Source organism: Methylobacterium brachiatum (assembly GCF_020523825.1).
Classification (GTDB): Bacteria; Pseudomonadota; Alphaproteobacteria; order Rhizobiales; family Beijerinckiaceae; genus Methylobacterium; species Methylobacterium brachiatum.
Map to the genome: position 1 here is coordinate 168,606 of NZ_JAJALK010000002.1, position 17,023 is coordinate 185,628.

The following is a 17,023-nucleotide window of genomic DNA, read 5'->3' on the forward strand; positions in this document are numbered from 1 at the left end:
ACCCTCTCGGACGCAGGGCCCGCCGGACCGGATTCGGTCCGGCGGGATCGTCCGTGACGGCCGCACCCTACCGGCAGGCGATCGCGACCAGTGCGGGGGCCAGAGCGCCGGGCCCGCCATCCGGGCGTGGCTTCGCTTCGGCGATACCCTGAGCCGCCAGGAAGGCCGCGACCGCCTGGGCCGGCACCAGGGCCAGGCGCGCGGGCGGAACGATCCCGGCGACCCGCCGCGGGGCCGTCGGATAGCGGGCGACGAGCCCGACGAGACGGCCCGACCGGTCGAGAACCGGCGCGCCACCCGCACCCGGCTGCAGCGGCGCGATCACGCCGCCCGTCACCGCGTTGGCTGGCGCCGCCGATCCCCCGTCCGGCCCCGCCGCCAGGGCGATCAGAGCCTCGTCGGCCGCGGGCGCATCCGCCCGCACGGACAGGCGCGCCGGGGCCGGAATGCCCGACGCCTCGAGCAGCGCGAGGCCGGCCGGATCGGTGGCCAGCACCCGAGCCGATGACGGGCCGATGCGGGGCGCGGCGCAGCCCTCCAGCACCGCGGATGCGGTGAGCACACGCCCTGGCGCGACCACGAGCCCGGTTCCGGCTCCCTCGGCGGTTGAAGTGAGCGCCCGTGGCGGCGGCGCCGCGGGGGCCGCGGACAATCCGCTCGCGGCGGGCTTCGGGGGTGCCGACGCGCCGGCCGCCGGGAACGGCTCGAAGGCGTTGGCCACGGCGATCACCAGGCGGCCGACCTCCGCGGCCAGGGCCCGGTCGTAGCCGATCAGGAAGCCGCGCACGCCCTGCGGCCCGGCATCGTAGCGGATGTAGGACAGGCCGGGCCCGGCCTCGGCGGTGACCACCAGCGATTCCGGCCGCCGCAGCTTGTAGGTGACCTTGCGGTTGGGAAGCGGCGCGGTGGCCTGGTCGAACAGGCTGTCCAGGGTCTCGGTCCCGGGCGGGAAGGCCCGGGTCTCCAGGGTCACGCGCCCGTCCGCGCTCTGCCAGCGGGTACCGGATGGCAGGGCGGTGCGCTTCGACAGCAGGCGCTCGGGCACGCCGATCATCGCGCCGCTGGCGGGATCCGCGGCGATCCGGAAGCGGGCCGCGGCCTTGGCCGACTCGCCGGCCGCCAGCAGCGCCGCCCGGCAGCGAGGGTCGAGGGGATCGGCGCCGCCCGTCCGGGTCCGGTAGGCGCTCAGCGCGTCGAAGGTCCGGCGGCCGAACGCCCCCGAGACCACGGCGTTGAAGTCGCCGGTCCAGACCAGCGCGTCCTGGATTGCCTTGCGCTCCGCCTCGGGCAGCGCCTCGAACGCGGCCTTCGTCGCCTCGAAGGCCGGATCGGGCGCAGCGGGCCGGGCAGGGGACGCCGCCCTCGGCGCGGGCTGAACCGGCCGGGCCGGGACCGGACGGTCCTGGGCGAGGGCCGGACCAGGGGCCGTCAGACACCCCAGCAGCAGCGCCGCCAGGAGCGGATGCGTCCGCCGGCCACGCGGCGCAGTCTCACGATCCGGTTCTTGCCCTGCTCGATGCGAATCCATCGCCGTCCCCGACGCTCAACGCGGCAACCTTGGCAGAGGCCTCGGCTGCGCGCCAGATCGAAGGCCCGCGGCCGGTAACGCGCACGGAAATCTGCTCGTCCTGGCGCCGCTCTCCCGTGCACGCGGCCGCGCGATGCGCTAGAGGGCAGGGGTCCGGCCTCGCGGGCCGGCCCGGATATCCGAATCGGGACTCGACTCGGACCTCCTGCCGGCCGCGCGCCGCCGCCATGGTCCGACGCGGAGCCCGGCATGAGCGAGACCAGCAACACCTTCAAGAAGGCGCCGAAGCGCAAGCCCACCAAGGGCAAGAGCGTCAGCGTCTCCCCCGAGATGCGGCAGGCCTATGCCGACCTGATCCGGGAACGCGCCGAGAAGCAGGAGACCTACGGGCGTCACCTGCCGCAGGAAGAGACCAAGCGCCGGTAGAAGAACGGGGTTTCCACAAGGGCTGAGCCCTTCGGCGGGCCATCGGGGCGAGAGCCCCGATGGCATCGCGCTTCGTTCAACCCAGGGCTCTGCCCTGGACCCGCAAAAGGTCCCGGACCTTTTGAAACCCTGAAGTCCTACCGCTTGCGCACGAATTCCGTGCGCAGGACGAGGCCCTTGATGGTGTCGTGGCGGCAATCGATCTCTTCGGGATCGTCCGTGAGCCGGATCGACCGGATGACCGTGCCCTGTTTCAGGGTCTGGTTCGCGCCCTTGACCTTCAGGTCCTTGATCAGGGTGACCGAATCGCCGTCGGCCAGGACGTTGCCGGCCGAATCGCGCACCTCCGCCCGTCCGGGCGCTGCCGCGGCCGCCTGACCGGGCGGAAGCCACTCGCCCGTCGCCTCGTCGTACACGTAAGATTCGTCGTCGCCCGCCAAGACCATACCCCCGGTACCGGGTCCGGGCGCTGCGCCCGTCACCCCGCTTGCCCGCGCCCGTCACGCCGAATCGGTCATCGCCCCGGCTCGGATGCTGGAACAAGCGCGGCCGTTCTCGCTCCCGGCCGGGCCGGGGGCAAGGGGCAGCCTTCAGGATCGCCGATCCGGCCCCCGCACGCGGCGGAGGCCGGGGGCGGCGTCAGCGCTTGAGCGGGCCGGCCTCGATCACGTCCTCGACGGTGCGCAGGCCGGCCCGCGGGGAATTGACCAGGCAGGCCATGTTGCCCGGCGGGTGCTGGTTCCTCCACATCTTGGTGTGAGCCTGGGGGATCTTGTCCCAGGGGAACACCTCGCTCATGCACGGGTCGACCCGGCGGTCCATCACGAACTGGTTCGCCGCCGAGGCCTGCTTGAGATGGGCAAAGTGCGAGCCCTGGATCCGCTTCTGGCGCATCCAGACGTAGCGGGCGTCGAAGGTGATGTTGAAGCCGGTGGTGCCGGCGCAGAACACCACCATGCCGCCGCGCTTCACCACCAGGGCCGAGACCGGGAAGGTCGCCTCGCCCGGATGCTCGAAGACGATGTCGACATCCTGCTTGCCGGTGATGTCCCAGATCGCCTTGCCGAATTTCCGCGCCTCCTTGGTCCAGGCGTGGAACTCAGGCGAGTTCACCGTGGGAAGCTGCCCCCAGCAGTTGAAGTCCTTGCGGTTGATCACACCCTTGGCGCCGAGGCTCATGACGTAGTCGCGCTTCGAATCGTCCGAGATCACCGCGATCGCGTTGGCGCCCGAAGCCGCGCAGAGCTGCACGCCGAACACGCCGAGGCCGCCGGAGGCGCCCCAGATCAGCACGTTCTGGCCCGGCCGGACCGTGTGCGGCGCGTGGCCGAACAGCATGCGGTAGGCGGTGGCCAGCGTCAGCGTGTAGCAGGCGGCCTCCTCCCAGGTGAGGTGCTTGGGCCGGTGCATCAGCTGGCGGGACTGCACCCGGCAGAACTGCGCGAAGGAGCCGTCCCCCGTCTCGTAGCCCCAGATCCGCTGGCTCGGCGAGAACATCGGGTCGCCGCCGTTGCACTCCTCGTCGTCGCCGTCATCCTGGTTGCAGTGGACGATGACCTCGTCGCCGACCTTCCAGCGCTTCACCTTGGCGCCGACCTTCCAGACGATGCCGGAGGCGTCCGAGCCGGCGATATGGTATTCGCCCTTGTGCACGTCGAAGGGCGAGATCGGCTCGCCGAGGCCGGCCCAGACGCCGTTGTAGTTGACGCCCGCGGCCATGACGTAGACCAGCACCTCGTCGTCGCCGATCTCCCAGACCGGCAGCACTTCGAGCTGGTGGGACTGCTCCGGGGGCCCGTGGCGCTCGCGCCGGATCGCCCAGGCGTACATCTTGGCCGGCACGTGACCCAGCGGCGGGATCTCGCCCATCTCGTAGAGGTCCTTGACCTCGCCGCCTGCCGGACTGACCGCAGCGCTCGCCGCCATCTCGCTCTCCTCTCGTCCCGCGTGGTTCTCGAAGGCCGCGGTTCTCATCGCGCTATAGCGGCGATATCCGAAGCGTCCAAGTGGGCCGAAAGTCGAAACCCAAGGGTTTCAGATGTGAAAAAGGCGCCGGCTCAAGGCCGGCGCCTCCGTATTCAAATTCGCCTTTCCGGCAGACCAAGTATTATTCGGCGGCAGCCTGCCGGGTGTCGATCCCGAGACCTTCCGCAACCCCGCGGCCGAAATCCGGGTGGACTTTATACCAGTGGGCGATCATCCGCTCCTGGATGTGACGCGGGGAATCGCCCATCGAGGTGACGATGTTCTTGACGAGCCGTTCGCGCTCCCCGTCGTTCAGCACCTTCGACCAGAGCTGGCGCGGCTGGCCGTAGAGGTCCTCGTCATCGTTCGGCCAGCCGTAGCGCGCCGCATCGCCCCGGATGCGCAGGGGCGGCTCGGCGAAGGCCGGATCCTCCACGGGACCGCCGAAGGAGTTCGGCTGGTAGTCCACCTGAGCGCCGTGGTTGCCGTCGGTCCGCATCGCCCCGTCCCGATGGTAGGTCTGCACCTTGGCGTTCCTGGCCTGGTTCACCGGGATCTGGTGGTAGTTCACGCCGAGCCGGTACCGGTGCGCGTCCGAGTACGACAGGATGCGGTTCTGCAGCATCTTGTCCGGCGAGAAGCCGATGCCCGGCACCACGTTGGACGGCTCGAAGGCCGATTGCTCGATCTCGGCGAAGTAGTTCTCCGGGTTCCGGTTCAGCTCCATCTCGCCGATCTCGATCAGCGGGTAGTCGCCGTGCGGCCAGACCTTGGTCAGGTCGAACGGGTTGATCCGGTAGGTGTCGGCATCGAGCTCCGGCATGATCTGGACGGAGACCTTCCACTTCGGGAAGTCGCCCTGCTCGATCGCCGAGGACAGGTCGGCGGCGGAGTAGTCCGGATCCGTGCCGGCGATCCGATCGGCCTCCTCGGCGGAAAAATTCTGGATGCCCTGCTTCGTGTGGAAGTGGAACTTCACCCAGTGCCGCTCGCCCCGCTCGTTCCACAGCGAGAAGGTGTGCGAGCCGTATCCGTTCATGAACCGGGCCGATTTCGGCGTGCCGCGGTCGCTGTACAGGATCATCACCTGGTGGATCGCCTCGGGCGAGAGGCTCCAGAAGTCCCAGCGGCGCCAATGCGGCTTCAGGTGCGTGCGCGGATCGCGCTTCTGGGTCCGGATGAAGTCGGAGAACTTGATCGCGTCGCGCACGAAGAAGATCGGCGTGTTGTTGCCGACGAGGTCCCAGTTGCCCTCCTCGGTGTAGAACTTCAGCGCGAAGCCGCGGGGATCGCGGGCGGTGTCGGCCGAGCCGGATTCCCCGCCCACCGTGGAGAACCGGGCGACCATCGGCACCTCCTTGCCGACCTCGGTCAGCACCTTGGCGCGGGTGTAGGCGCTGAGCGACTTGGTCAGCCGGAACGTGCCGTAGGCCCCGTAGCCCTTGGCGTGGACCACCCGCTCCGGAATCCGCTCCCGGTTGAAATGGGCCATCTTCTCGATGAGGTGGTAGTCCTGCATCAGCACGGGCCCGCGGGGACCCGCGGTGATCGAATTCTGATTGTCGGAGATGGGGTTGCCGAACGCGGTGGTCAGGCGCGGGCTCTGGTCGGCCATCGCTGTCGCTCCTTGGAGGCGCTCCCCGCCGGCCGATCCATCCGGTCCGGCACGGGAGAGCGCGGTGAGTCACGGATCTGGAATCGGGGGCGACACCGGTCGCGCCCGACTTGGCGGCCGCACGCGTGCGAAACGGTGCCGGTGCGATCGCCGGCGGTCCAACGCACCGGTTCCCGTTTGGAGCCGTTAAATTCTGGCTCGCGCGCGGGCTTGTGAAGGGGGCTTGTGAAGGGGCCTGGACCGGCCCTCAAATCCGGCTGTCCGCTCGGGCAAGTTTTTTAAAGGCCGCCCAAGCAGTACTGGCGCGCGTTGCACTTCTGTCGCGGATGACGCGCCCGGCCGCCTTCGCTACGGTGCGGCCAAGACTGCGCCCCGAGCGCGGATAGTGAAGAAGACCATACGGAGGCCAGGATGGGCGCGCGCGTCGCGGAGACCGGGGGCGACAAGACGCCCCGCGATAAACCCTGGATCATCCGCACCTATGCGGGCCATTCCAACGCTGCGGAGTCGAACGCGCTCTACCGGGGCAACCTCGCCAAGGGCCAGACCGGCCTGTCGGTGGCCTTCGACCTGCCGACCCAGACCGGCTACGACCCGGACCACGAGCTGTCGCGCGGGGAGGTCGGCAAGGTCGGCGTCTCGATCGCGCATCTCGGCGACATGCGGACCCTGTTCCAGGACATCCCGCTCGCCCAGATGAACACCTCGATGACCATCAACGCCACGGCCCCGTGGCTGCTGGCGCTCTACCTGGCGGTGGCCGAGGAGCAGGGCGCGCCGCTCGACGCCCTCCAGGGCACCACCCAGAACGACATCATCAAGGAATACCTGTCGCGCGGGACCTACGTGTTCCCGCCCGCGCCCTCGCTCCGGCTCACCAAGGACGTGATCCTGTTCACGACCAAGAACGTGCCGAAGTGGAACCCGATGAATGTCTGCTCCTACCACCTGCAGGAGGCGGGGGCGACGCCGGTCCAGGAGCTGTCCTACGCGCTGGCCATCGCCATCGCGGTGCTCGACACCGTGCGCGACGACCCCGCATTCGACGCGACGAGCTTCTCCGACGTCTTCGGGCGGATCTCGTTCTTCGTGAATGCCGGGCTGCGCTTCGTCACCGAGATCTGCAAGATGCGGGCGTTTGCCGAGCTCTGGGACGAGATCGCCCAGGAGCGCTACGGCATCGACGACCCGAAGAAGCGGATCTTCCGCTACGGCGTGCAGGTCAACTCGCTCGGCCTGACGGAGCAGCAGCCGGAGAACAACGTCCACCGCATCCTGATCGGGATGCTGGCCGTGACGCTCTCCAAGCGCGCCCGCGCCCGGGCGGTGCAGCTGCCGGCCTGGAACGAGGCGCTCGGCCTGCCGCGGCCCTGGGACCAGCAATGGTCCATGCGCATGCAGCAGATCCTGGCCTTCGAGACCGACCTTTTGGAATATGACGATATCTTCGACGGCTCGACGGTCATCGAGGCCAAGGTCGAGGCGCTGAAGGCCGAGACCCGGGCGGAGCTGGAGCGGATCGGCGGTATCGGCGGCGCGGTCGCCGCGGTGGAGACCGGCGCCCTCAAGCGCGCCCTGGTCGAGTCGAACGCCAAGCGGATCTCGGCGATCGAGGCCGGCGAGCAGATCGTCGTCGGCGTCAACAAGTGGCAGCAGGGCGAGCCCTCGCCGCTCACCGCCGGGGAGGGGGCGATCTTCTCCGTCTCCGAGACGGTGGAGATGGAGGCGCAGGGGCGCATCCGCGACTGGCGCAGCAAGCGCGACGACCGGGCGGTGGGCCAGGCGCTCGACGCCCTGGAGCAGGCCGCGCGCTCGGGCGCCAACATCATGCCGGTCTCGATCGCGGCCGCGAAGGCCGGCGTCACGACCGGCGAGTGGGGCGAGCGCCTGCGGCAGGTCTTCGGCGAGTACCGGGCGCCCACCGGGGTGACGGTCGAGACCGTCTCCTCCGGGGCGGCCGAGGAGGCCAAGCTCCTGATCGCCGATCTCGGCGAGCGGCTCGGCGAGACCCCGCGGCTCGTGGTCGGCAAGCCCGGCCTCGACGGCCACTCGAACGGCGCCGAGCAGATCGCCTTGCGCGCCCGGGATGTCGGCTTCGACGTCACCTATGACGGCATCCGCCAGACGCCGGCCGAGATCGTCGCCAAGGCCAAGGAGACCGGCGCCCACGTGGTCGGCCTGTCGATCCTGTCCGGCAGCCACGTGCCGCTGGTCCGCGAGGTCCGCGCCCAGATGCGCGAGGCCGGGCTCGACCACATCCCCGTCGTGGTCGGCGGCATCATCTCCCCCGAGGACGAGCTGGTCCTGAAGAACATGGGCGTGCGCGCGGTCTACACCCCCAAGGACTACGCCATCGACGCGATCATGATCGGCCTGGCCAAGGTGGTGGAGAAGAGTCTGGACCGGCAGGGCAGCCCGCCGGAGCCGGCGCGGGAGGGCGCGCAGGTCTACTGAGGGGGATCCCACGGGATACGGGCGGCGCGCCTTCCCGAGCGCGCGCGGGATCGCGTAGGACGGCGCCATGCCGTCCGTCCGCGACACGATCCTCCTCCTCGCCGTCCCGCTCGCCGCCGCCCTGTCGGCCGGGCTGATCCTGCGCCTGCGGCCGGTGTTGCAGCGCTACGCCCTGGCCCGGCCGAACGCCCGGTCGAGCCACACGGTGCCGACGCCGCAGGGCGGCGGGATCGCCGTGGTGACGGCGCTGGTGACGATCTCCGGCCTCCTGATCGCGGCGCCGGAGATCGGCGGCCGGCCGGACTGGATCGGGCTCGCGAGCGGCACCCTGGTCCTGGCTTTGCTCGGCGCCGTGGACGACCTTCGGCCGCTGCCCGCCGGGCTGCGGCTCGCCGTGCAGGCGGGCGTCGTCGGCGTGCTGGTCTGGCAGCTCGACGGCCGGCTGCTGCCCGGGGCGCCCCTGTGGCTCGAGCGCGGGCTCGCGCTGCTGGCGGGGGTCTGGTTCGTCAACCTGACGAACTTCATGGACGGGCTCGACTGGATGACGGTGGCCGAGATCGTCCCGGTCTCCGGGGCGCTGCTGCTCCTCGGGCTCACGGGATACCTGCCGGCGCTGCCGGCCCTGGTGGCGGCCTGCCTGCTCGGGGCGATGCTGGGCTTCGCGCCGTTCAACCGGCCGGTGGCGAAGCTTTTCCTCGGGGATGTCGGCTCGCTGCCGATCGGGCTCGTCACCGCTTGGCTGCTCTGCCAGCTCGCCTTGGCGGGGGGGCTCGCCGCCGCCCTGCTGCTGCCGCTGGTCTACCTCGCCGATGCCAGCCTGACGCTCGCCGCCCGGGCGGCACGGCGCGAGCGGGTCTGGGAGGCGCATCGCGGCCATTACTACCAGCGCGCCACCGATCACGGCCTGACCGTCTCGGGCGTCGTGGCGCGGGTGTTTGCGGTCAACCTCGTCCTGGCCGCGCTCGCCGCCGCGACCTTGTTTTGGCCGTCCTGGCCGGTCACGCTCGGGGCTCTCGCGGCCGGGCTCGCCCTGGTCGCCGCCCTGCTCCGCCGCTTCGCCCGCGCCCCCACGCCGGCCCATGCCGAAGGTTCCCCCAGCCCGTGACCGGATTGATCGCGCTCACCGGGGCCACCGGCTTCATCGGCCGCCACCTGCTCGCCGACCTCACCGCCCGCGGCTACAAGGTCCGGGTGCTGCTGCGCCGGCCGACCGCCCTGCCGGAGGGGGCCGCGAGCGCGGTGGTCGGCGACCTGACCCGCCCGATCAACATGGCGGCGGCGCTCAGCGGCGTCGACGCCGTGGTGCATTCGGCGGGCCTGGCGCATGCCATGTCCGGGGCTCCCGAGGACGATTACCGCACCCTCAACACCGAGGCGACGCGCAAGCTCGCGGAGGCTGCCGCCCGGGCGAAGGTGCGCCGCTTCGTGTTCCTGTCCTCGATCCGCGCGCAGGTCGGGGCCAGCGCGCCGGGCGTGATCGGGGAGGGCGACGAACCCCGGCCCACCGACGCCTACGGCCGCTCCAAGCTGGCGGCCGAGCGGGCGCTCGCCGAGACGGGGCTCGACTGGGTCGCGCTCCGCCCCGTCCTGGTCTACGGCGCCGGCGTGAAGGGCAACATGGCCGCGCTCCTGCGGCTCGCCCGCAGCCCCTATCCCCTGCCGCTGGGCGGGCTGGCGGCGCGGCGCTCGCTGATCTCCCTGGAGAGCCTGTCGGGGGCCGTGGACGCGGTGCTGCGGGCGCCGGACCCGATCCGATCCGCCCTGATCGCCGCAGACCCGGACCCGCTCAGCCTGGCCGAGATGCTCACGGCGCTGCGCGCCGGTCTCGGCCGCCAACCCGGGCTCGTCCCGGTGCCGGCCGGCCTCCTCGGGCTAGCCTGCCGGCTGACCGGCCGGGAGGCGCTGTTCGCCCGGGTGGCCGAGGGCCTGGAGGCCCGCGCCGACGGCCTCGCGGCGCTCGGATGGCGGCCGGCCGCACCGACCCGGGACGGGCTCGCCCGGCTGGCACGAGACGAAGCGTGAGTTCAGAGCGGTGATTGGTCTATCCCATCCAACCCCCTCATCCTGAGGTGCCCGCGTCAGCGGGCCTCGAAGGAGTCCTCCAGGAATCGCGCGGCCGGCTGGAGGGCTCCTTCGAGGCCTCCGCTTCGCTCCGTCGCCTCAGGATGAGGGGGTTGGGTGGGACGAAACACGAGGTCGACCCGGGGAGCCGAACGCGTCAGCCGATCGCGGGGCTCGCCGCACCAGCCATCGCCCCTGCCGCGACCGTTGCACCGGCGGAAGCCGGCTCCCGCCCCGCCGGCCGTTGCGCGTGGCGCTCGCGGAAATGCGGCACCGCCGCCTCGAACACGGCTTCCGCGGCGGCCCGGTCGCCCGCCGCGACGGCCGCGCGCAGCTGCGCCACCCAGGCGTCGAGCCGGGCGCGGTCGGCGAAGACCGGGCGGGCCGCCATGACCCCGTCGATGCCCGGCAGGGTGACCCGGGGCTCCTCCCGGGCGAACAGGATTTCGTTGAGCCGCTCGCCGGGCCGGGCGCCGGTATAGGCGATCTCGATCTCAGCCCCCGGCTCGAACCCGGCCAGCCGGATCATCCGCTCGGCGAGTTCGGCGATCCGCACCGGCTGGCCCATCTTGAGCACGTAGACCGCGGCGCGCTCCGCCTCCGGGGCGGTGCGGCCCTCGCCGTCGGCGTGGGAGGCCGCGGTCAGCACGAGGTCGCAGGCCTCGCGCACAGTCATGAAGTAGCGCACCATGTCGGGATGCGTGACGGTGACCGGGCCGCCCCGGGCGATCTGCGCCTTGAACACCGGCACCACCGAGCCAACCGAGCCGAGCACGTTGCCGAAACGCACCGCGATCAGCCGGGTCGGATGGTCCGGCCTGGCCGATTGCTCGGCGTCCAGCGCCTGCGCGACCATCTCGGCGAAGCGCTTGGTGACGCCGAGCTGCGAGACCGGCTCGATCGCCTTGTCGGTGGAGACCATCACCAGCGCCCGGGCGCCCGCCGCCACCGCGGCCTCGGCGACATTGATCGAGCCGAAGACGTTGGTCTTGATGCCCTCCTGCCAGTCGCGCTCCAGATAGGGCACCTGCTTGAGCGCGGCGGCGTGGACCACGCAATCGGGCCGGAACGCCGCGATGACCTGATGGGTCCGGTCCCGGTCGCGGATGTCGGCGAGCACGCCGGTCACCGCCGCCTCCGCGGACAGGATCGCCGGGTGGCTGAGGATGCCGTGCAGGGCCGGCTCGGAGGATTCGAGCACCAGCACCGCGGCGGCCCCGAAGGCCACGGCCCGGAGGCAGATCTCCGAGCCGATCGAGCCGCCGCCGCCGGTCACCACCACCCGGCGGCCGGCCAGGAACGCCTCGAGGCGCGGCCGGTCGATCGCCACGGTGGGGCGCAGGAGCAGGTCCTCGATCTCGAGGGGGGCCAGCTCGGGCCCCTGCGCGCCCTCGCCGAGCCCGACCACCCGGGCCAGCGGCAGGCCCAGCCGACGGGCGCGGGCGATGAGGTCGTCGGGGGCGGCCTCCGGCACCAGGGCGCTGGGGGCGGCCACCAGCCGCCGGACCGGCTCGCCATTCGCCGCCAGCTCCGCCACCACCCGTTCGAGGTCCCGGAAGCCGCCGAGCACCGGCACGCCGCGCATGAACTGCCCGGTCTCGTCCGCCCGGGGCGACAGGATCCCGCGGGGCGCCAGCTTCCTGACCGAGCCGGTCTCGATGGCGCGGATCAGCACGTCGATATCGCCGCCGCGCCCGAGCAACAGCGTCGGCACGGTGGCGGCCCGGGCGCTCGATTGCCGGGAGCGGGTGTCCTTGAGGTACCGGAACGCGAGGCGCGCGCCCCCGAGCAGAAAGATCTGCAGGACCCAGTACAAAAAGATCGCGATCTTGCCGAAGAAGTAGAAGCCGTAGAGGTCGGCCGAGACCAGGACCCAGTCGGTCACCAGCAGGGCAAGGGCCAGGACGCTCGACGCCCGGACGATCCCGGCGAGATCCTGCAGCGAGGCGAAGCGCCACTTGGTCCGGTACAGCCGGAACCGCGCATAGACGAGGCCGGCGAAGAGCAGGAACGGCGGCAGCAGCAGCGGCAGGGCGTGCAGGCGCTCGTCCAGCATGCCGCCCTGGAAGCGGAACAAGAAGGTGAGCACCACGGCGGCGGCGGTCGCCGCGAGGTCGTGGGCCACCATCACCGCGATCTTGTAGAAGCGCTGCTGCATCGGGGGCCGGATGGGGTGCCGCGCGGTATCCGCCGCGGCATTCGCCCTGTCAACGCGGGGCCGGACGCCCCGGGGGCACCCGGCCGGTGGCGTACCCTACTTGACGATCGCGCCGGAGAAGCCGGTCTTAAAATTCTTCTGGTAGGTCCGGCCCTTCAGCGGGTAAATCTTGTCGACGAGCAGGACGCGGACACGCTCGTTGAAGTCTTCCGTCGTTACGGTCTGCGCCTTACCCGTAATCAAAGTCCTGGCCATTATCGTCTCCGCATCGTCGCCCAGGGCACGGGATTGCGCGGAGGGTGAACTCTACATGGGGCACGGGCGACGATTTACAAAGACTTATCTTTCACCGCAGCGCCCGCACGGCCGCCCCGGCCGCGTCGTCCACCCGGTCGATGTCGGGCGCGTCGATGTGCCGGTAGCGGGCCTGGATCAGCCCGAACGCCCCGAAGGCGGCGTGGCCGGCCGCGACCAGCGCGAGCAGGATCCAGCCATAGGGCTGGGCGCGCAGCAGCGCGAAGGCCTCGGCCAGGCCCTTCGCGTCCGACGAGCGCTGATGCCAGGCCGCCGCCACCAGGAAGCCGCCGATGATCAGGAAGGCGATGCCCCGGGCCGCGTAGCCGAAGCGTCCGACCGGCCCGGCCCAGCGGTCGCGGGCCTGGGCATCCAGGGCGAGCCGGTCGGTGACGTCGCCCCGCCAGGCCTTGCCGAGGAACCCGAAGCCGCCGCCGATCACGCCGAGGCCGACGAGCGCCACGAGCCAGCGGCCGAAGGGCTTGGCCAGGAGCCAGGCGGTGCCGTCATGCACGCCGTCGCCGCCGCTCATCCCCAGGCCGAGGCTGAGCGAGGCCGCGCTGACGGCCAGGCCGAGATAGATCACGGCGCTGATGAGATGCGCGCCGCGCACCGCCAGCCCTTTGGCGGACGTGCCCCGGCGGTCGGCATCGGTCACGCCCTCGACCAGGCGCCAGAGCGCGAAGCCGGCGAGCCCCAGGGCGATCAGCCCGACCAGGACCACGCCGAACGGCCCGTTCAGGACGGCGCGCAGAGCATCCTTGCTGTCGCCGGCCCGGCCGCCCTGGCCGATCGCCGCGAGCAGGGCCAGGGCGCCGACCACGACATAGACGACCCCGCGGGCGCCGTAGCCGAAACGGGCGATGCGCTCGATCGTGTTGCGGCCGCCCGGAACGGGCGTCATGCGCGGCACCGGTCGGGGCAGGGGATCAGGTTCGGCACGGGCGGGATCCGATGATGCGGGACCGGTCAACGCCCGGACGCCCGGACCCGATCCGTTGCCAGCTCGATACCGATCGCCCGGATCACATCGGCGTCCGCTCCGAGCGACCGGCCAGGGCGACGTAGAAGCCGAGCCCGTCCTGGGCCGGCAGGGTGTGCAGGCGCTCGATCAGGCCGCGGCGCTTCGCGTCGAGGAGCAGGCGGCCCGCCGGCTGGAACAGGGTCTCGCCGCCGCCCTCCGGGGGCGGGTCCAGGCGGATCGCCACGGTCTTGCCCTTGGCGAAGCGGCTGCGCTCCAGCATGTCCTTGAGGGACGCCTCCGCGGTCGCCCGGTTGGCGCCGCGCAGGTCGAGCACCGATTCCGCGTCCGTCACGCCGAGGGCGCCGCGCAGCTTGGCCGCGTAGAAATCTTCGAAATGGGGCAAGTCGGTTGCCTTGAAGCTCTGCTGGGCCGGGGAGACCGGCGCGTTGCGATCGGGTGCGGGGCTCAGTCGGCGAGGCCGCGGTAGATGTCGGATACCGGCACGGTGCCGTCGAGTTCCGGCAGCGCGACGCTACCGCCGGGGCCCAGCGCCTGCACGGTCCAGTCGGAGGGCCCCCGGCGCCAGACCTCGACCCGCACCTCGTCGGAATAAACGATCAGCAGGACCCTGAGGCTCGGGACCGTGCGGTAGAAGTCGATCTTGCGGCCCCGGTCCAGGCTCATCGTGGACGGCGACAGCACTTCGGCCACCAGCAGCGGGTCCTCCGCGTAGCCGTCCGGCAGCGGCGGTCCGCAGCGCACCACCACGTCGGGGATCGGCACGAAATCGTCCTGCTCGGCGCTGACGATCCCCAGGCCCGGCATGGCGCGGCAGCCCCGCGGCTCGGCGAGGGCATCCAGGCGCCCGGCCAGGTTCATGACGATGCGCTGATGGCGCTCGCGCGGCGGCGACATGAGCACGGGCTCGCCGTCGAGCAACTCCCAGCGCTCCTCGTCCGGGCGATCCTCCGCCCAGCGCCTGAACGCGGCAAATCCCATGCGCGTGTCGCGCTTCGCGGCCAACGCCATCGCCGCCCTCCGATCCGGGCGCGATGGTAGCACCCGCGACGGCGCCCGCAACAGCGCCGGTTCAGAAGGCCACGCGGGCGTAGGCCTCGCCCACCGGCAGGACACCGCCGAGTTCCGGCAGGGCGATAGCCTCGCCCGGCCCGGCAACCCGCATCGTCCACCCGGCATCCCGGCGCCAGACCTCGATCCGGGCCTCGTCCTGATAGACGATCAGCAGGGTCTGGAGGCTCGGGACGGTGGCGTAGAAGGCGAGCTTGCGGCCCCGGTCGTTGGTCATGGTGCCGGGCGAGAGCACCTCGACGATCAGCAGCGGGTCGTCGACGTAGCCGCCGGGCGGCATCGAGCCGCAATGGACCACCACATCCGGATAGGGCGCGTAATCGTCCATCGCGTCGCTGAGGATGGCGAGGCCCGGATAGGCGCCGCAGCCGCGCTCTTTTGCCAACGCATCGAGATGCTGCGCGATGTTGAGGACGATGCGCTGGTGCCGAGCGCTCGGCGGCGCCATCAGCACCGGCTCGCCGTCGAGCAGTTCCCAGCGCTCCTCGTCCGGACGCGGCTCGACCCAGCGCCGGTATTCGGCGACGCTCATGCGGGCGTCGCGCCTCACTGCCAATGCCATGGCGGCCTCCGATCGGAGGCGCCACGATACCATGAGTCTCTGATTCCGGCGACGGCTCAGTCAGTTGCGAGCACCGCCGCGAGATCGCCGCCGGCCTCGAGGAAGCGCTGCGGATCGACCGGCTCGCCGTCGATCCGGGTCTCGTAATGCAGGTGCGCCCCGGTTGAGCGTCCGGTCGAGCCGACGAGGCCGACCACGTCCCCCGCGGCGACGCGCTGGCCGGGCCGGACGAGGATGCGGGCGAGGTGGCCGAATCGGGTGACCACGCCGTGGCCGTGGTCGATCTCGACCATGTTGCCGTAGCCGCCGGCATAATCCGCGGCGCTCACCCGGCCGGGGGCGGTGGCGCGGGCGGGCTCGCCGGATTCGGCCCTGAGGTCGAGGCCGGTATGGAGCGCCAGGCCCCGGGTGAACGGGTCGAGCCGGGTCCCGAACGGGCTCGACACAACCGGCTCGCCGCGGGTCGGCCGCCCGAATGGCAGGGCGGCGACGAGCTGGTGCAGGCGCTCGCCGTCACCGAGCGTCCGACGGGCCAGGTCCAGGTTGCTCGCGAAGCTGTTCGCGATGCCGGCCCCGTCCAGGATGTCGGGACCGAGGGGAACCAGCGGGCCGCCGGTTCCGCCGGCCGCCGCACGGTCGAGGCGGTCGGGGTCGAGGCCGGTACGGCCGATCAGCCCGCGCAGGCGCCGGACGGTGTCGCCGGCCCGCTCGACCACCCGGGCGAGGCGCTCGCCCTGCGCGGCCCGCAGGCCGTCGAGGCGGGCTTCCAGCCGGATCAGACCGGTCTCGGCGTCGATGGCGCTGCGGCGGGGGAGGGCGGGCAAGCGCGACCGCGTGCCCGCCTCGGCCGGGCGCAGGCTGAACCCGTCCGGGTCCGCCTCCGGACGCGGCAGCGCGCCGGTGGTGAGCGGATCGGAGACCTGAGCGCCGAGGGTGGCCAGGGCCGCCTGGCGCCGCTCCAGCTCGGCCTGGCGCTCCAGCGCCGCCGCGACCCGCTCGGCCAGGCTCGTCTCGGCCCCGGCCCGGTCGCGGCCCGCCCGGTCGAGCCGGTCCTGCAGCTCGGCGAGACGGGCCTCGTAGGCGTCCCGCATGGCCCCCTGGCGGGCGACGAACCCGGCCAGCACGTCGTCGTGGAACACGATCAGGTAGGAGGCGCCGAGCGCCCAGATCAGGGCGAGGGCGAAGCCGGCAGCGAGGATTTTCGGAAGCGGCGGGCGATGCATCAAGACGGCCCCGTGGGAGCCGCCATTCAGACCCGCTTAGGGTTAAGGATCCGTCGCGCCGCGCCCGGTCAGGGCAGCGCCCGGGCGGCCTCCAGCACCGCCTCGGCGTGCCCGGGCACCTTCACCTTCGGCCAGATCTTCGCGATGCGCCCCGCGCGATCGACCAGCACGGTGGTGCGCTCCACGCCCATGTACTTGCGCCCGTACATGCTCTTCTCGACCCAGACCCCGTAGGCCTCCAGCACGCCCTTGTCCTCGTCGGAGGCGAGCGGGAAGGCGAGGCCGTACTTGCCGCAGAACTTGTCGTGGCTCTTCACCGGATCCGGCGACAGGCCGATCACTGTTGCGTCGGCCTCCGCGAAGGCCGGCAGCAATCCGTTGAAGTCCTGCGCCTCCAGGGTGCAGCCGCTCGTGTCGTCCTTCGGGTAGAAGTAGAGCACGATCTTGTGACCTTTGAGCGCGGACAGCGCGACCCGTCCTCCGCCCGAGGCGGGGAGGTCGAAATCGGGGGCCGGATCGCCCTCTGACAATGGCATCGTGCCTTCCTTTCGGCCGATTGATGGTGTGCAGTCCCGCCGTGCGCGGCAGCTCCATGAGGTTGCGCCGCGCCGCCCGACCAGAACTCGGAGTCAGGCCCGCTGTAAAGCGCGGCCGCACTTCGATCCACCGGCCGCGGAGTTCCGC

The 17,023-nt window shown here is 71.7% G+C and carries 16 protein-coding genes; 4 read left to right on the forward strand and 12 right to left on the reverse strand.

The genetic code is table 11. The annotated features are described in order from the left end of the window. Positions 1-67: 67 nt before the first annotated feature. Complete coding sequence (locus LGR69_RS04515) at positions 68-1,528, reverse strand: S1 family peptidase (RefSeq protein ID WP_230365304.1); 1,461 nt, start codon at positions 1,526-1,528, stop codon at positions 68-70. A gap of 249 nt (positions 1,529-1,777) precedes the next feature. Between LGR69_RS04515 and LGR69_RS04520 the strand changes: the two genes are divergently transcribed. After that, complete coding sequence (locus tag LGR69_RS04520) at positions 1,778-1,954, forward strand: hypothetical protein (protein ID WP_007563234.1); 177 nt, start codon at positions 1,778-1,780, stop codon at positions 1,952-1,954. 137 nt (positions 1,955-2,091) lie between these two features. Here LGR69_RS04520 and LGR69_RS04525 read toward each other — a convergent pair whose 3' ends face one another. The 3 genes from LGR69_RS04525 to LGR69_RS04535 form a co-directional block, all read right to left on the reverse strand. Beyond that, positions 2,092-2,400 (reverse strand): alkylphosphonate utilization protein, encoded by a 309-nt coding sequence (locus LGR69_RS04525; protein ID WP_007563236.1) that lies wholly within the window; start codon positions 2,398-2,400, stop codon positions 2,092-2,094. A gap of 193 nt (positions 2,401-2,593) precedes the next feature. Then, the gene (gene ccrA, locus LGR69_RS04530) at positions 2,594-3,880 is read right to left on the reverse strand and encodes a crotonyl-CoA carboxylase/reductase (RefSeq protein ID WP_230365305.1); all 1,287 of its coding nucleotides are present in this window, start codon (positions 3,878-3,880) and stop codon (positions 2,594-2,596) included. A gap of 181 nt (positions 3,881-4,061) precedes the next feature. Beyond that, complete coding sequence (locus LGR69_RS04535; RefSeq protein WP_230365306.1) at positions 4,062-5,534, reverse strand: catalase; 1,473 nt, start codon at positions 5,532-5,534, stop codon at positions 4,062-4,064. Positions 5,535-5,945: 411 nt separating this feature from the next. On the opposite strand from LGR69_RS04535, the gene LGR69_RS04540 reads away from it, so the two are divergent. The 3 genes from LGR69_RS04540 to LGR69_RS04550 all read left to right on the forward strand — a co-directional run bounded on the left by LGR69_RS04540 (position 5,946) and on the right by LGR69_RS04550 (position 10,010). Beyond that, the gene (locus LGR69_RS04540; protein WP_230365307.1) at positions 5,946-7,988 is read left to right on the forward strand and encodes a protein meaA; all 2,043 of its coding nucleotides are present in this window, start codon (positions 5,946-5,948) and stop codon (positions 7,986-7,988) included. Between the two features lie 67 nt (positions 7,989-8,055). After that, positions 8,056-9,093, forward strand: a complete 1,038-nt coding sequence (locus tag LGR69_RS04545; protein ID WP_230365308.1) for an MraY family glycosyltransferase — start codon at positions 8,056-8,058, stop codon at positions 9,091-9,093. Beyond that, positions 9,090-10,010: an NAD-dependent epimerase/dehydratase family protein gene (locus tag LGR69_RS04550; RefSeq protein WP_230365309.1), complete on the forward strand. Its 921-nt coding sequence runs from the start codon at positions 9,090-9,092 to the stop codon at positions 10,008-10,010. The genes LGR69_RS04545 and LGR69_RS04550 overlap by 4 nt, the downstream gene beginning before the upstream one ends. Before the next feature lie 196 nt (positions 10,011-10,206). Here LGR69_RS04550 and LGR69_RS04555 read toward each other — a convergent pair whose 3' ends face one another. From LGR69_RS04555 to LGR69_RS04590, 8 genes are all read right to left on the reverse strand, one after another. Next, a complete protein-coding gene (locus tag LGR69_RS04555) occupies positions 10,207-12,207 on the reverse strand; it encodes an SDR family NAD(P)-dependent oxidoreductase (RefSeq protein WP_230365310.1) in 2,001 nt (666 codons plus the stop codon). A gap of 96 nt (positions 12,208-12,303) precedes the next feature. Further along, the gene (locus tag LGR69_RS04560) at positions 12,304-12,462 is read right to left on the reverse strand and encodes a hypothetical protein (RefSeq protein ID WP_007563251.1); all 159 of its coding nucleotides are present in this window, start codon (positions 12,460-12,462) and stop codon (positions 12,304-12,306) included. Between the two features lie 91 nt (positions 12,463-12,553). Next, positions 12,554-13,405: a DUF1206 domain-containing protein gene (locus LGR69_RS04565; RefSeq protein ID WP_230365311.1), complete on the reverse strand. Its 852-nt coding sequence runs from the start codon at positions 13,403-13,405 to the stop codon at positions 12,554-12,556. Positions 13,406-13,526: 121 nt separating this feature from the next. Next, entirely contained in the window at positions 13,527-13,868 is a 342-nt protein-coding gene (locus LGR69_RS04570) for a hypothetical protein (protein ID WP_007563255.1), read from the reverse strand. 62 nt (positions 13,869-13,930) lie between these two features. Further along, a complete protein-coding gene (locus LGR69_RS04575; RefSeq protein ID WP_230365312.1) occupies positions 13,931-14,494 on the reverse strand; it encodes a Uma2 family endonuclease in 564 nt (187 codons plus the stop codon). Between the two features lie 61 nt (positions 14,495-14,555). Then, complete coding sequence (locus LGR69_RS04580; protein ID WP_091863402.1) at positions 14,556-15,116, reverse strand: Uma2 family endonuclease; 561 nt, start codon at positions 15,114-15,116, stop codon at positions 14,556-14,558. 56 nt (positions 15,117-15,172) lie between these two features. Continuing rightward, positions 15,173-16,339, reverse strand: a complete 1,167-nt coding sequence (locus LGR69_RS04585) for a M23 family metallopeptidase (protein WP_230365313.1) — start codon at positions 16,337-16,339, stop codon at positions 15,173-15,175. A 68-nt stretch (positions 16,340-16,407) separates the two neighbouring features. Further along, positions 16,408-16,875: a peroxiredoxin gene (locus LGR69_RS04590; RefSeq protein ID WP_007563263.1), complete on the reverse strand. Its 468-nt coding sequence runs from the start codon at positions 16,873-16,875 to the stop codon at positions 16,408-16,410. Between the last annotated feature and the right edge of the window lie 148 nt (positions 16,876-17,023).

Coding starts and splice junctions, on each gene's coding strand:
- LGR69_RS04515 (WP_230365304.1), bottom strand. CDS start 1,528: ATGGATTCGCATCGAGCAGGGCAAGAACCGGATCGTGAGACTGCGCCG.
- LGR69_RS04520 (WP_007563234.1), top strand. CDS start 1,778: ATGAGCGAGACCAGCAACACCTTCAAGAAGGCGCCGAAGCGCAAGCCC.
- LGR69_RS04525 (WP_007563236.1), bottom strand. CDS start 2,400: ATGGTCTTGGCGGGCGACGACGAATCTTACGTGTACGACGAGGCGACG.
- ccrA (WP_230365305.1), bottom strand. CDS start 3,880: ATGGCGGCGAGCGCTGCGGTCAGTCCGGCAGGCGGCGAGGTCAAGGAC.
- LGR69_RS04535 (WP_230365306.1), bottom strand. CDS start 5,534: ATGGCCGACCAGAGCCCGCGCCTGACCACCGCGTTCGGCAACCCCATC.
- LGR69_RS04540 (WP_230365307.1), top strand. CDS start 5,946: ATGGGCGCGCGCGTCGCGGAGACCGGGGGCGACAAGACGCCCCGCGAT.
- LGR69_RS04545 (WP_230365308.1), top strand. CDS start 8,056: ATGCCGTCCGTCCGCGACACGATCCTCCTCCTCGCCGTCCCGCTCGCC.
- LGR69_RS04555 (WP_230365310.1), bottom strand. CDS start 12,207: ATGCAGCAGCGCTTCTACAAGATCGCGGTGATGGTGGCCCACGACCTC.
- LGR69_RS04560 (WP_007563251.1), bottom strand. CDS start 12,462: ATGGCCAGGACTTTGATTACGGGTAAGGCGCAGACCGTAACGACGGAA.
- LGR69_RS04565 (WP_230365311.1), bottom strand. CDS start 13,405: ATGACGCCCGTTCCGGGCGGCCGCAACACGATCGAGCGCATCGCCCGT.
- LGR69_RS04575 (WP_230365312.1), bottom strand. CDS start 14,494: ATGGCGTTGGCCGCGAAGCGCGACACGCGCATGGGATTTGCCGCGTTC.
- LGR69_RS04580 (WP_091863402.1), bottom strand. CDS start 15,116: ATGGCATTGGCAGTGAGGCGCGACGCCCGCATGAGCGTCGCCGAATAC.
- LGR69_RS04585 (WP_230365313.1), bottom strand. CDS start 16,339: ATGCATCGCCCGCCGCTTCCGAAAATCCTCGCTGCCGGCTTCGCCCTC.
- LGR69_RS04590 (WP_007563263.1), bottom strand. CDS start 16,875: ATGCCATTGTCAGAGGGCGATCCGGCCCCCGATTTCGACCTCCCCGCC.